Origin of the sequence: Phocaeicola sp. RTP21359st1_B8_RTP21360_211022, from assembly GCF_040911965.1 — a bacterium.
GTDB lineage: Bacteria > Bacteroidota > Bacteroidia > Bacteroidales > Bacteroidaceae > Phocaeicola > Phocaeicola vulgatus.
Map to the genome: position 1 here is coordinate 56,922 of NZ_JBDFXP010000026.1, position 13,410 is coordinate 70,331.

13 protein-coding genes are annotated in these 13,410 nt (G+C 41.1%); 9 read left to right on the plus strand and 4 right to left on the minus strand.

Annotated features, from left to right (window positions below):
* Positions 1–55: 55 nt before the first annotated feature.
* Entirely contained in the window at positions 56–1,948 is a 1,893-nt protein-coding gene (locus AB5062_RS14055; RefSeq protein WP_032945817.1) for an AAA domain-containing protein, read from the plus strand.
* A gap of 183 nt (positions 1,949–2,131) precedes the next feature.
* Here the strand turns inward: AB5062_RS14055 and AB5062_RS14060 are convergent, their stop codons facing one another.
* Together AB5062_RS14060 and AB5062_RS14065 are read right to left on the minus strand one after the other, a co-directional pair.
* A complete protein-coding gene (locus AB5062_RS14060) occupies positions 2,132–2,506 on the minus strand; it encodes a thioesterase family protein (protein ID WP_016270902.1) in 375 nt (124 codons plus the stop codon).
* A 231-nt stretch (positions 2,507–2,737) separates the two neighbouring features.
* On the minus strand, positions 2,738–3,604 hold the full coding sequence (locus tag AB5062_RS14065) for a PepSY-like domain-containing protein (protein WP_022508537.1): 867 nt from the start codon (positions 3,602–3,604) through the stop codon (positions 2,738–2,740).
* A gap of 273 nt (positions 3,605–3,877) precedes the next feature.
* On the opposite strand from AB5062_RS14065, the gene AB5062_RS14070 reads away from it, so the two are divergent.
* Positions 3,878–6,019 (plus strand): DNA topoisomerase 3, encoded by a 2,142-nt coding sequence (locus tag AB5062_RS14070; protein WP_005845872.1) that lies wholly within the window; start codon positions 3,878–3,880, stop codon positions 6,017–6,019.
* A 136-nt stretch (positions 6,020–6,155) separates the two neighbouring features.
* Here the strand turns inward: AB5062_RS14070 and AB5062_RS14075 are convergent, their stop codons facing one another.
* Positions 6,156–7,583, minus strand: coding sequence for an rRNA cytosine-C5-methyltransferase (locus AB5062_RS14075; protein ID WP_005845871.1), 1,428 nt, complete (start codon positions 7,581–7,583; stop codon positions 6,156–6,158).
* A 131-nt stretch (positions 7,584–7,714) separates the two neighbouring features.
* Here AB5062_RS14075 and AB5062_RS14080 point away from each other — a divergent pair, with 131 nt between their 5' ends.
* The 5 genes from AB5062_RS14080 (at position 7,715) to AB5062_RS14100 (ending at position 10,740) form a co-directional block, all read left to right on the plus strand.
* Positions 7,715–8,422 (plus strand): DUF6249 domain-containing protein, encoded by a 708-nt coding sequence (locus AB5062_RS14080; protein ID WP_005845870.1) that lies wholly within the window; start codon positions 7,715–7,717, stop codon positions 8,420–8,422.
* Positions 8,423–8,424: 2 nt separating this feature from the next.
* Positions 8,425–8,973 carry an RNA polymerase sigma factor gene (locus AB5062_RS14085; protein ID WP_005845869.1) on the plus strand — a complete coding sequence of 183 codons (549 nt, stop codon included), beginning with the start codon at positions 8,425–8,427 and terminating at the stop codon, positions 8,971–8,973.
* Positions 8,957–9,286: a DUF5056 domain-containing protein gene (locus AB5062_RS14090; protein WP_008667769.1), complete on the plus strand. Its 330-nt coding sequence runs from the start codon at positions 8,957–8,959 to the stop codon at positions 9,284–9,286. Before AB5062_RS14085 ends, AB5062_RS14090 begins: the two co-directional genes overlap by 17 nt.
* A gap of 81 nt (positions 9,287–9,367) precedes the next feature.
* Entirely contained in the window at positions 9,368–10,162 is a 795-nt protein-coding gene (locus AB5062_RS14095; protein ID WP_005845867.1) for a thymidylate synthase, read from the plus strand.
* A gap of 83 nt (positions 10,163–10,245) precedes the next feature.
* Complete coding sequence (locus AB5062_RS14100; RefSeq protein ID WP_005845866.1) at positions 10,246–10,740, plus strand: dihydrofolate reductase; 495 nt, start codon at positions 10,246–10,248, stop codon at positions 10,738–10,740.
* A gap of 3 nt (positions 10,741–10,743) precedes the next feature.
* Here AB5062_RS14100 and AB5062_RS14105 read toward each other — a convergent pair whose 3' ends face one another.
* Positions 10,744–11,220 (minus strand): Lrp/AsnC family transcriptional regulator, encoded by a 477-nt coding sequence (locus AB5062_RS14105; RefSeq protein WP_005849015.1) that lies wholly within the window; start codon positions 11,218–11,220, stop codon positions 10,744–10,746.
* A gap of 127 nt (positions 11,221–11,347) precedes the next feature.
* Between AB5062_RS14105 and AB5062_RS14110 the strand changes: the two genes are divergently transcribed.
* Complete coding sequence (locus AB5062_RS14110; RefSeq protein WP_011965386.1) at positions 11,348–12,634, plus strand: IgA Peptidase M64; 1,287 nt, start codon at positions 11,348–11,350, stop codon at positions 12,632–12,634.
* Positions 12,635–12,668: 34 nt separating this feature from the next.
* On the plus strand, positions 12,669–13,205 hold the full coding sequence (locus AB5062_RS14115; protein ID WP_005845863.1) for a GNAT family N-acetyltransferase: 537 nt from the start codon (positions 12,669–12,671) through the stop codon (positions 13,203–13,205).
* Positions 13,206–13,410: the final 205 nt, after the last annotated feature.

The window sequence follows — 13,410 nt, forward strand, 5'->3', positions numbered from 1 at the left end:
TCCTACCTAAAGGATTATTATTATCTTTGCAATTCTTATAGAAAAAAGCATCATTATGAACCAACATATACCCCTTTCTAATATAATTAACAAACTACAACGCAAAGAGTTGTTACTAAAATTAGAATATGATTACGAAAAAGAGACTTTCAGGCAACAGACTGAAGCTATGGGCATCGGGCGCAAAGTGAAACGGGGTATGTGCTGGTATCCTATATCGGCAGGCAGAAGCTATTATAACTCATTGAATCAATTGGTTGTAGAAGTTGAAAGGCAAGAAGACAAAGACATAGAACATGTATTTGAATTCGGCCGTCCGGTATGCTTTTTTACGCAAAATGCATCAGGCCAATTACATTATTTCAATTTTACGGCAACTGTCAACTACGTGGACGAAGACCGAATGGTAATCGTTCTCCCCTCGGCAGATGCATTGCTCAGCATACAGGCAACCGAGCGACAATTGGGAGTACAGCTTTATTTTGATGAAACCAGTTACCGGTTGATGTTCGAAGCGTTGGGACAAGTCCTCAAGGCAAAAGGGAATCGTCTGGCAGAGTTACGTGAGATTTTTCATGGCAACCAAAAGGCGGAAACTTTCAGTTTCGGCTTCACCCGTTTCCCCTGGTTAAACAATACGCAGGAGGAAGCAGTAAATAAAGTGATGCATGCCAAAGATGTTGCTATAGTCCACGGTCCGCCCGGAACCGGTAAAACTACCACATTGGTAGAAGCCATTTACGAGACCCTTCACCGGGAAAATCAAGTCATGGTGTGTGCACAGAGCAATATGGCTGTCGATTGGATTAGCGAGAAACTGGTGGACCGGGGTGTTCCCGTTCTCCGTATTGGTAATCCCACCCGCGTCAATGACAAAATGCTTGCTTTTACCTATGAACGCCGTTTTGAAAGCCATCCCGATTATCCGCAATTATGGAGTATCCGAAAAGCAATACGCGAGCTCTACGGACGTTCGCGCAAAGGAGCGGAGCGTGAGAATATCCGACAGAAAATAAACTCACTGAAAGACCGTGCCACCGAACTGGAAATTCGCATCAACGAAGCATTGTTCGGCGAAGCACGTGTGATAGCCTGCACACTGGTAAGTTCCGCCAACAGAATATTGACAGGACGCAAATTCAGTACCTTATTCATAGACGAAGCCGCACAAGCTCTAGAGCCTGCCTGCTGGATTGCCATCCGCAAAGCAGACCGTGTCATTCTGGCCGGTGATTATTGCCAGCTTCCTCCTACCATTAAATGCATGGAAGCAGCTCGTGGAGGATTAGACCGGACACTGATGCAGGAGATTGCAGACAACAAACCCGACACTGTATCCTTGTTAAAGGTACAATATAGAATGAATGATGAAATTATGCGTTTCTCTTCAGAATGGTTCTATCAGGGTGAACTGAAATCAGCTCCCGAAGTAAAATATCGGAGTATATTGGACTATGACACACCGATAGAATGGATAAATACGGAAGGAATGGAATGCAACGAAGAGTTTGTGGGTGAAAGCTTCGGCCGTATCAATAAAGAGGAGGCGGCACTCTCCATTTCCCAACTTACCAACTATATCAATAAAATAGGTAAAGACCGTTTTCTGGAAGAACGGATTGATGTGGGACTGATTTCTCCTTATAAAGCACAAGTACAATATCTCCGTCAACTGATAAAACGAGATACTTTCTTCAAGCCTTACCGACACCTTATCACCATCAATACGGTAGATGGTTTTCAGGGACAGGAACGAGACGTTATCCTCATCAGTTTAGTACGTGCAAATGAAGAGGGACAGATTGGTTTTCTAAATGACTTGCGACGAATGAATGTAGCAATTACACGTGCACGCATGAAACTTATTATATTAGGAGATGCCTCTACGCTGACGAAACATCCGTTTTATAAGAAGTTATACGAATATATCTTGGCGCTGCAAGAATAAAAGAAGGAGGGCAGAACTCCATGACACTCTTTTTCAGATTGTCATTCATTTTGCTCTCCTTAAATATTTTTTATTAAAGCACGTTCTTCATTCCTCTACTTGATTTCCCGTTATCGGAACAAATAATATTCAGAATCACAAAAGAAGGGAAGCTCTCAGTTGTGGCATAATTTCAAATAATTATTAAGACAATTTACTCATAAACTTCTCTTTGTCCACAATATAACGTACATGTGTACCTTCTCCAATCACGCCCTTGCTATCTTGCGCCCGCACTTCAAAAGTAAGTTTTCTGCCTTCCACCTCTTTTAATACGGCAGTAGCCGAAACCGTGTCTCCCACAGCCGAGGGCTTGATATGAGTAGTGTTCATCATGGCCCCTACTGTAGTGGAACCTTCAGGCAACTCATCTGCCACGGCACTCATGGCAGCATTCTCCATCAACGCCACCATAGCGGGAGTGGCAAACACATTCAAATCGCCGCTACCCATGGTGGCAGCTACATTTTCTTTTGAAACGACAACAGTCGAAGTATAAGTTAATCCTGTTTCCATCATGCTATTTTTTATTCTAAATGCAAATGTAACTGAATATCGTATATCATACAAATCTATTTTTCCACATTCATCTTTTACTCTCTCATCAAAATCACAAAAAATGTATAACAGAAATACAAATTCACACTTCAACTGCCTGCCACAAAAATCATAATGTTTAAAAACCCCAAAGCTGTCCGGCCCTATGAAACATCCGCCTGTTTACCTAGCATAGCCTAGGGGATAATAAAATTACAACCAAACGCCGTCCTTATCTACCTTTACTTTAAGCTCTTTATCGATCTGTTTGTTTTCCAAATCAAGTATATACCATTCATTATCAGGTGTCACCACATAATCAGCATCATCTATCACATAATCTGAATATTTTTCCATAACCGATTTTTTTACCGCTTCCGGTAAATTTGCCACCTGTACATCCCAGCTTGTTCCCATCCATTCGTTCCGCTCATTGAAATAAACCTCTTTCTCTCTGTTTTCATCTAAAATAGTAACTTCCTGCAAACCTTTTTCACGTTCTATTTCTACAATTGTCGCATTGGGATATTTCTGCTTGACAATAGCTATAATGCCGTTTGCATCAGGCTGCGGCAAATAATCATCATAATCTTCTTCGTGTCCGGTATCTACAACAGTTTTTACCAATATGCCTGTAGACGAATAAAACAAATCCAGCTCGGATTCTCCTTTCTCCACCTCAATGACATAAAGAGTTTCCATTCCCTCACGAGTCAACTTATCCACATCATCCACCCGCCAGTCAGCATATTTGCCTGCTTTATGGGCAGCAAGTACAGGTTCGGGAAGATTTTCATAACGAACATCTGTTTCTGTCATATACCAGGCAGCCGATAACGGATTGAACCATGCAGAATGCTCTCCACCATCCCAATAAAAATCTGCTACAGCATAATCACCTTTCAGCTCCCATTCCACGTCTTTGGCTTGCGGATATTTTGCATTAAATGCAGCCTGTACTTCTTTTGAAACCAAATGTGTGTTTTCAGGAACATCACTATTGTCATCATCACTACAACCACTAAAAGTTAGTGCAGCAAAAGCTGCGAAAAATAAAAATAACATCCAATTCTTTTTCATAATTACATTGTTTTATAGTTTCTTTTTGATGCAAAATTCTTATAGGATTCTGAAAAGAAACTGAAATCATAGAGAAAAGTTCAAAAGACATTCGTCAAACAGCAAATAACAGAAAAACCATACCTAACAGCCCATTTGCACTGAAATGACCTTAAAGCCCCCGATACCTACTTTTAAATTCTTATAAAAGAAGAACTAATAAAGACAAAACAAAATCTCTTCCGAGGTTTTTATTACCTTTGCAATCCTATTTGAACAGAAACGAAAAAAAATATGATAGTTTGTATTGCCGAAAAACCTTCCGTAGCCCGTGACATAGCGGATGTACTGGGAGCAAAAACCAAAAAAGACGGATATATAGAAGGAAACGGATATCAGGTTACCTGGACATTCGGACACCTCTGTACTTTGAAGGAGCCTCATGAATACACTCCCTCATGGAAAGCATGGAGTCTGTCCAGCCTTCCTATGATTCCACCTCGTTTCGGCATTAAGCTAATCAGCGATCCGGGCATTGAAAAACAATTTCGTATTATAGAAGGACTGATGCAAAATGCCGATGAAATTATAAATTGCGGTGATGCCGGCCAGGAAGGAGAACTTATTCAACGATGGGTCATGCAGAAAGCAGGAGCACACTGCCCGGTGAAACGTCTATGGATTTCATCCTTGACTGAAGAAGCCATACGCGAAGGATTCAGCAAACTAAAAGATCAAAAAGAATTCCAACCTTTATACGAAGCCGGATTAAGCCGTGCTATCGGTGATTGGGTATTGGGCATGAACGCCACCCGGCTCTATACCTTAAAGTACGGACAAAACAGACAAATTCTATCGATAGGACGGGTGCAGACCCCGACTTTGGCACTGATAGTAAAGCGTCAGCAAGAAATAGAGAACTTCACTCCTCAACAATATTGGGTACTGGCTACTTTATACCGGGAAACCACATTCTCTGCCATCATCCGCAAAAGCGATGAGGAACTGGCTCAGGAAGAAAGCGATGCTAAAGAGAACCCCAAGAAAGCCAAAAAGGCTGAAGGGAACAGGGGAATTCCTCCCATCACCGATCTTGCTACCGGACAGGCACTTATGGAACGTATCAAAAATGTTCCTTTTACCGTGACAGAAGTAGCAAAAAAACAAGGCACAGAAGCACCTCCCCGTCTTTTTGACCTGACTTCCCTACAGGTGGAATGTAACAAAAAATTTGCTTATTCAGCTGACGAAACTCTAAAACTTATCCAGTCATTGTATGAAAAGAAAGTGACTACTTATCCTCGTGTAGATACTACTTTCTTAAGCGATGACATCTATCCCAAATGTTCCAATATCTTGGCGGGACTAACTCCATATACAGTATTTACCGCTCCGTTGGCAGGACAAAAGCTCATCAAGTCCAAAAAAGTATTTGACAATTCAAAAGTAACGGATCACCATGCCATTATTCCTACGGGACAACCTCCTGTAAATCTGACAGAAATGGAGAAACGGGTATTTGATTTGGTAGCACGCCGCTTTATTGCCGTATTCTATCCCGACTGCAAGTTTGCCACTACTACCGTAATAGGCGAAGCTGACAGTATAGAATTCAAAGCCACAGGAAAACAGATTCTAGATCCCGGATGGCGCGTTATCTTTGCCAAACCACAAACCAATCTGCCAGAAGGTATGACCGATCCCGATGCAGAAGCCCGTGAAAATGACGAAGAACACTCCTTGCCCGCTTTTGTGAAAGGAGAAAGCGGGCCGCATCTGCCCAAACTGGACGAGAAATGGACACAACCCCCACGGCCATATACAGAAGCAACTTTACTACGCGCTATGGAAACTGCCGGTAAGCTGGTAGATAATGACGAGCTACGCGATGCATTAAAAGAAAATGGAATAGGACGTCCGTCTACACGTGCAGCCATTATTGAAACCCTATTTAAACGCCATTATATCCGTAAAGAACGTAAAAATCTGATCGCAACCCCTACCGGAATAGAACTGGTGGGACTAATTCGCGAAGAACTGTTGAAATCCGCCGAATTAACGGGAATATGGGAAAAGAAACTACGTGAAATAGAAAAGAAAAGCTATGATGCAACGACTTTTCTAAATGAATTAAAGCAAATGGTAAGTGAAATAGTACACAGCGTTTTAAGTGATAATACAAACCGCCGCGTCACCACAATAGAGGAAACAGCAACGAAAACTGCAACAACCGCTACGGTCAAACAGCCGAAAAAAAAGGCAGGGACCTCACGAAAAAACGCTTCTTCAGCCACGCCCGCTCCCACTATCCCATCCGATAACGAATTGGTGGGAAAATCCTGCCCGCTATGTGGCAAAGGAACGATTATAAAAGGAAAAACCGCGTATGGCTGCTCAGAATGGAAAAACGGGTGTACCTACAGGAAGCCTTTCTGATAATCACATTTTCCTTGTACGAAGCCAAACAAATTTGTATATTATAGAATACAAACAAGTCTGTACCCGGAGAAGCATTGCGCCAGTCTATGAAAAACAATATGCACAATCTTCCCGAACAAATCTATGGCTCCTTTTAGCATACAAAAGAAAGTTCTTCGGGTAAATAACCGCTTCGGATACGCCATTCCTGCGGATAGAGGTTATTAGCCCGATTGCCAATGTTCTTGGCAAATCCTAATGGAATGTTTTTATAAGTCAAAAGTATATAACCACGCGGAACAGAAGCATCCAATGTGATCGCTTCTTTACGCAAATAAGCAATAGCCTGTTCATAGGTCAATTCAAAACGAGAGAAACCATCATGATTCAGCAATGTGCTCATTGCCAACGAATGATCCGGTATAACGTCTTTTCCTTTCAACTCACCTATAGTAACACCCGCATGAACAACTTTTAATTTCTGACGGAACAGATCATATTCTGAAAGATGGACATTGGGGAAGGCTATCACCTTCGTGCCTCTTACCTCAAATCGGAAATCCTCCGCCTGCTTTAACCAACTTTTTACTTCTTTGGGAAAAGGAACAACCTGAGACAAGCTCCCCTTTTCTCCTTTTCTCTTCTTTTTTGTTATTTTCTCTTTGTCATCCTGACAACGAATACAAGGAACAACATGAGAAATGGCAGCACTCTTCCTCAATACAGCCAAGAAAAATCCTTCTCCTTTCACTCTATGAGGCAAAAAACGATAAACAGGAAAATCCTGTCCCGCCAAATTTCCTATTATCCCCCATTCCGACGCCACTGGCACTTTCAGTATCTCCGCACCCAATTCATCAGCAATCCAAGCCACATTTTCCTCATCCTCTTCCCTATTATAAGTGCAGGTACTATAAATCAGCAGACCACCGGGTTTCAAAGCCGGCCATATATCCGCTAAAATCCTACGCTGACGTTGCCAACAAACCTGCACATTGTCCGTACTCCATTCCTCTACAGCCACAGGATCCTTCCGGAACATCCCCTCACCGGAACAAGGCACATCCGCCAAGACAACATCAAACACCTCTGTCAAAGAAGTGAAATCGGCCGGATCGTTGTTCGTCACCACAACTTCTGCATTTCCCCACTTTATCAAATTTTCAGCCAATACCTGAGAACGGTTACGCATCACCTCATTAGCCACCAACAAACTACCTACGGGGAGAACTGAACGCGCATGAGTAGACTTGCCACCGGGAGCAGCACACAAATCGAGCATCACTACAGGTCCGGTAATATAAGTGCGTAATACCTGTTCCACAAACATGGAAGATGCTTCTTGCACATAATAGCAACCAGCATGAAACAACGGATCGAATGTAAAAGTGGGCCGTTGCGATAAATAAACCCCTGCAGATGCCCAAAGTACCGGTTCTCCTGCAACTTCCCCACTCCACTTCGTACGATTGACACGAATACTGACAGGAGGCTCCGTCTGCAAAGCCGCTTCCAACGCGCGATAAGTTTCTTCTCCCATCCATTCCAGGGTTCTTGCTTCAAATTCTGATGGTAATTTCATGTTCCTTCCTTTTTATGTTACAAAAATACGATGATATTTTGGGATTATCAGAAAATTTTCTGTCTATTTGCAACCTATTTCCTTATTCGTTCCGTCTAACTAGCAGAAAACAATAATAAAGATATAAAAACATGAAACAGTTACTTTTTATTTTGACCTTACTCATAGGGACTTGCTTCGCAACCCATGCCAAAACAATCAAATTAGTACCTTCAGCCCTTGACAGCACTCGGATGGATACAGTCGTTATAAGCGACCTGCAAGATGTAAATGAAGATCAGAATGCTGCCATGCATGACATTAGTTCGGATTTCGGTGATTGGAATAGCGGTCCTCCTACTTCGGTAGCAATTGTCGCACTCATCATCTGTTGTGGCCTCCCTTTCTTTATCGTAGCTATTGTACTTTGGTTCAGGTACAAGAACAAACAAGCCAAATACAAACTGGCTGCAGAGGCTCTGGCAGCAGGACGAACCATTCCGGCCGAACTGTTCAATGACCCCGAAGAACAAGGAAATGCTGTAATGACAAAGGGGATCAAGAATATATTCTTAGGCATTGGTTTGGGAGTATTCCTTTGGGTACTGACAGAAGAAGAAGGATTGGCAGCTATCGGATTCCTTATTTTCTGTATGGGGTTGGGACAAGTATTGATAGCTTACACTACCACTCCACACAAAAAGAAAAAAGATGATCCTTTCCCTCCTACCCGAATAAACCAAGATGAAAACGGAGTCAGATCAATGAAAATTGAAAATATTGAACTGGGACGTAACAAAGAGGCCAAAGAAACACAAAACATAAAGAACAATATAGACACTCCCTACAACGAAGAATAAAAATGAGCCAAATCAACGACATAGCGTTGGTAGCACAAGTGGTGGTCTTTAAAAACACCCGGGCGTTTGATACTTTGGTCAAAAAGTACCAATCGCCCATCAGGCGTTTTTTCCTGCACCAAACATTGGGAGATACAGAGCTCAGCGATGACTTGGCACAGGAAACTTTTATAAAAGCATACACCAACTTGGCTTCATTTAAAAATTTGTCCAGTTTCTCCACATGGCTTTACCGTATTGCTTATAATATATTTTATGACTATATTCGCAGCAAAAAAGAAACGTCCGGACTGGAAACTTGGGAAATAGACGCTGTTTACCAAACAGAACAAAGGCAAGTAGGTGAACACATGGACATATATCGGGGATTGAGCCAATTAAAAGAGGTAGAGCGAACCTGCATCACCTTATTTTTTATGGAAGATCTTCCGATAGAAAAAATTGCAGTGATTACAGGAATGCCTGCAGGAACAATCAAGTCCCATTTATCACGCGGAAAAACAAAATTGACAACTTTCTTAAAACAGAATGGTTATGATGGAAAACGATGATACATTAATTAAGAATTTCATGCTTGCCAACAAACATGAAATTGAGGACAATGGATTTTCACGCGGGGTTATCCGCCGCCTCCCCCAACCAGCCCAATGGTTATCGGATATACTCAGTGTAACTTGCGCCATTGTCTGTTGTGCATTATTCTATATTTTCAATGGCTTTGAAATTCTATGCCAGACAATCAGTGACATAGTCACTTCCCAAACTTATTATTTGGTAAGTGATACTAATTTCCAATCACTGGTTATCGCCACTGCGGTTCTTATCATCATCGGCTTACAACGTGTATGCAGCCTGAAATGGTGAAAACTGAAATAGAACTAGGGTCATGCTCGGAAAAAGAAAAATTTTGTGTATTTTTGCAATCTATAAAATGAATATCCGAACATGAAACAATATTTAGACCTATTAAACCGTATCCTGACCGAAGGTGTTCACAAGGAGGATCGCACCGGTACAGGAACCATCAGCGTATTCGGTCATCAAATGCGCTTCAACTTGGAAGAGGGTTTCCCTTTGGTCACCACCAAAAAGCTGCATTTAAAATCCATCATTCACGAACTTCTGTGGTTTCTGCAAGGGGATACCAATGTGAAATACCTGCAAGACAACGGGGTACGCATCTGGAATGAATGGGCCGATGCAAACGGAGACTTAGGACATATCTACGGCTATCAATGGCGTTCCTGGCCAGATTACAATGGAGGCTTTATTGACCAAATTTCCGAAGCAATAGAAACGATCAAGCATAATCCGGATTCACGACGCATCATTGTCAGTGCATGGAATGTAGCCGATTTAAATAACATGAATCTTCCCCCTTGCCATGCTTTTTTTCAATTCTACGTTGCCAACGGACGTTTAAGCCTACAACTTTACCAACGCAGTGCAGATACATTCCTGGGAGTACCTTTTAATATCGCCTCCTACGCATTGTTGCTGCAAATGGTAGCACAAGTTACCGGATTACAGACCGGTGATTTTGTTCATACACTAGGTGACACACATATCTATACCAACCACTTGGAACAAGTAAAACTTCAATTGAGCCGTGAACCCCGTCCCTTACCTCAAATGAAAATCAACCCGGATATCAAGAATATATTCAGTTTTAAATATGAAGATTTTGAATTGGTGAATTATGATCCATGGCCACACATTGCGGGTAAAGTATCTGTTTAGCAGTTATGGTGAATAGGCTGCACAAGCTTATTCATCACTTACCACTAATATCACTAAACATTCACCACTAACCACTCATCACTATGAATATTTCAATTATAGTAGCAATAGCACGCAACCACGGCATTGGATTTGAAAATAAATTATTATATTGGCTTCCCAACGATTTGAAACGTTTTAAAGCTTTAACAACCGGACATACTATCATCATGGGACGCAAAACCTTTGAATCACTTCCCAAAGGAGCACTTCCCAATCGCCGGAATATTGTATTAAGCCGCCGGGAAGGAGCAGTCTTTGCCGGAGCTGAATGTTTCCCTGCATTGGAAATCGCTTTATCCCACTGCAAAGAAGAAGAAGAAATATTTATTATAGGCGGTGCAAGCTTGTATAAAGAGGCAATGCATATAGCCCAACAATTATATATCACATTTATTGATGACACATCCAAGGAAGCTGATGCTTATTTTCCCGAAATAAAGAAAGAGGAATGGAAAGAAACAGGCAGAGAAGATCACCCGACAGATGAAAAACATCTCTACCCGTATAGTTTTATTAATTATAGCCGGATAAAGTAACGATTAATCTTCATCAGCTAAATCGAGGATAGGCATTTGTCTCTTGATAGCCTCATTAAAAGATATAATAGTTTCTGAACGAGCCAAGCCCAATGGTTGCAACTTATCATGAATTATGCTAAGCAAATGATGATTGTTCTTTGCATAAATCTTGATAAACATATCATATTGTCCCGTAGTGAAATGACATTCTACGACTTCAGGAATATTTTTCAAAGCCTCTGTTACTGAATCAAATTGTTCCGGATCTTTCAGATAAAGACCAATATATGCACATGTCTCATATCCGATCTTTTCTGGATCAATAACATATTCAGATCCCTTAAGAATTCCCAGATTAGTTAATTTCTGAATACGCTGATGAATGGCTGCACCGGATACATTGCAAGCACGGGCTACTTCCAAAAACGGAATACGAGCATTACTGGCTATCAACCTCAAAATCTGCTCATCCAAACTGTCTAATTGATGATGTCCCATTCTTTTTAGTTTAATTTTCTGCAAAGATATGACTTTTCCCGACAATATTCGTGCGATTCATAACTTTTATTGTATAAATACCAATAATTTAATAGAATGTCCTATCTTTGCAGAAAATGCAAAGACGATGAAAAAGACATTTATTTTTACCTTGTGCAGTTTATTCAGCATGACTGTAAACGCTCAAAATTTCAGTGATTATTTCGAAGATAAAACACTTCGGGCAGATTATATTTTTACCGGAGATGCCAAAAAACAAGAAGTATATCTGGACGAACTGTCAAGCCTTCCGCAATGGGCAGGACGCAAGCATCATCTAGCAGAACTTCCTTTGGCAGGCAACGGTGAAATCACAATGAAAGACAAAGCAACAGGAGAAACCATTTATAGAACGTCATTCTCTAGCCTTTTCCAAGAATGGGTAAGCGAAGAAGAAGCAAGTAGGATAAAAAGAGGCTTCGAGAATTCTTTTCTTTTGCCTTATCCCAAAAAAGAAGCAGTAGTGACCATATCTCTAAAAGATGTATATCATAAAGTAAATGCCTCACTCACACATGAAATAATCCCCAATGATATTCTGATCCATCAGAGGGGAACAAACCATATTACCCCTCATCGCTATCTTCTGCAAAACGGAAATGCCGCAGATTGCATCGATGTAGCAATCATGGCAGAAGGATATACAGAAAAAGAGATGGATATATTTTATAAAGATGCCCAGACAGCGTGTGACGCCCTGTTCAGTCATGAACCTTTCAAGAAACTGAAGGACAAATTTAATATTGTCGCTGTGGCAAGCCCTTCGGAAGACAGCGGAGTCAGCATACCGGGACAAGGCAAATGGAAATCTACAGCTGTAAGTTCACATTTCAACACGTTCTATTCCGACCGGTATCTCACTACCAGTCGGGTAAAAAGTATTCATAATTGGTTGGCTGGAATTCCTTACGAGCATATCATTATTCTAGCCAATACAGACACCTATGGAGGAGGTGGCATCTATAACTCATATACACTGACCACAGCCCACCATCCTGATTTTCAACCGGTTGTAGTCCATGAATTCGGCCATAGTTTTGGAGGATTAGCAGATGAATATGCATATACCGAAACCCCAAGCCCGCAATATCCATATGAAGTGGAACCTTGGGAGCCAAATATCACCACATTAATTGATTTCGACAGTAAATGGAAAGATATGATTCCGGAAGGTACTGCCATACCTACTCCGGTAGCTACAGAAAATGCCGACTTATACACCAAGGTGGGTGTCTATGAAGGAGCAGGCTATACACAAAAAGGACTTTATCGTCCTACTACCGAATGCAGAATGAAGATAAACGAAGCACCTGCATTCTGCCCGGTATGCCAACGTGCATTAGAAAGACTAATAAACTTTTATACTGCGAAATAGGTTCATAACTTAAGACTAAACAAAGACAGATAAAATGATTGAAATTAAACAAGTAAAAACACAAGATGAGGTTAATTATACCTTTGTGGAAAAATTAATGCATACGGCATTCCCTCAAGAAGAACGCCGTGATACCGTACAGCAGAGAGAATATTCTGATAATAATCCCCGGTTCTGCAACAACATTATTTTAGAAAACGGTAACAGCATTGGTATGATCAGCTATTGGACAATGGGAGATTTTTACTATATCGAACATTTCGCTATTGATCCCAGCCTCAGAAACGGAGGGTATGGAAAACGTGTGCTGGAAATGATAAAAAAACAGTTAAAAGGTCCAATTGTATTGGAAGTAGAGGAGCCTAATGATGAAATGAGCACACGCCGTATTCACTTCTATAAACGTTTGGAATTCACTTTACATAAAAAGCCCTATATACAACCTCCCTACCGTAAGGGAGATAGCGGCCTACCAATGCTCTTAATGACCTATGGAGATATAGATATGGAAAGTGATTTTGAGAAAGTTAAAAAGACTCTTTACAAAGAAGTTTACGGACAAGAGATCTGAACATTCTTTTTCTTCAATTCCCTGAGCCACCACACAGGAGTTTGTCCTCAAAAAATCCATTGTACGTACTATTACTAGCCATAGGTAACGGATAAATTCGTCCATAACAAATAGAATGGAAAACATAAAAAAAGAGGCTGTCTCAAAATAGAGTTGAGATGGCCTCTTTTGTTTCATCTCCAATTGAAGTCATTTGGATTTTTCT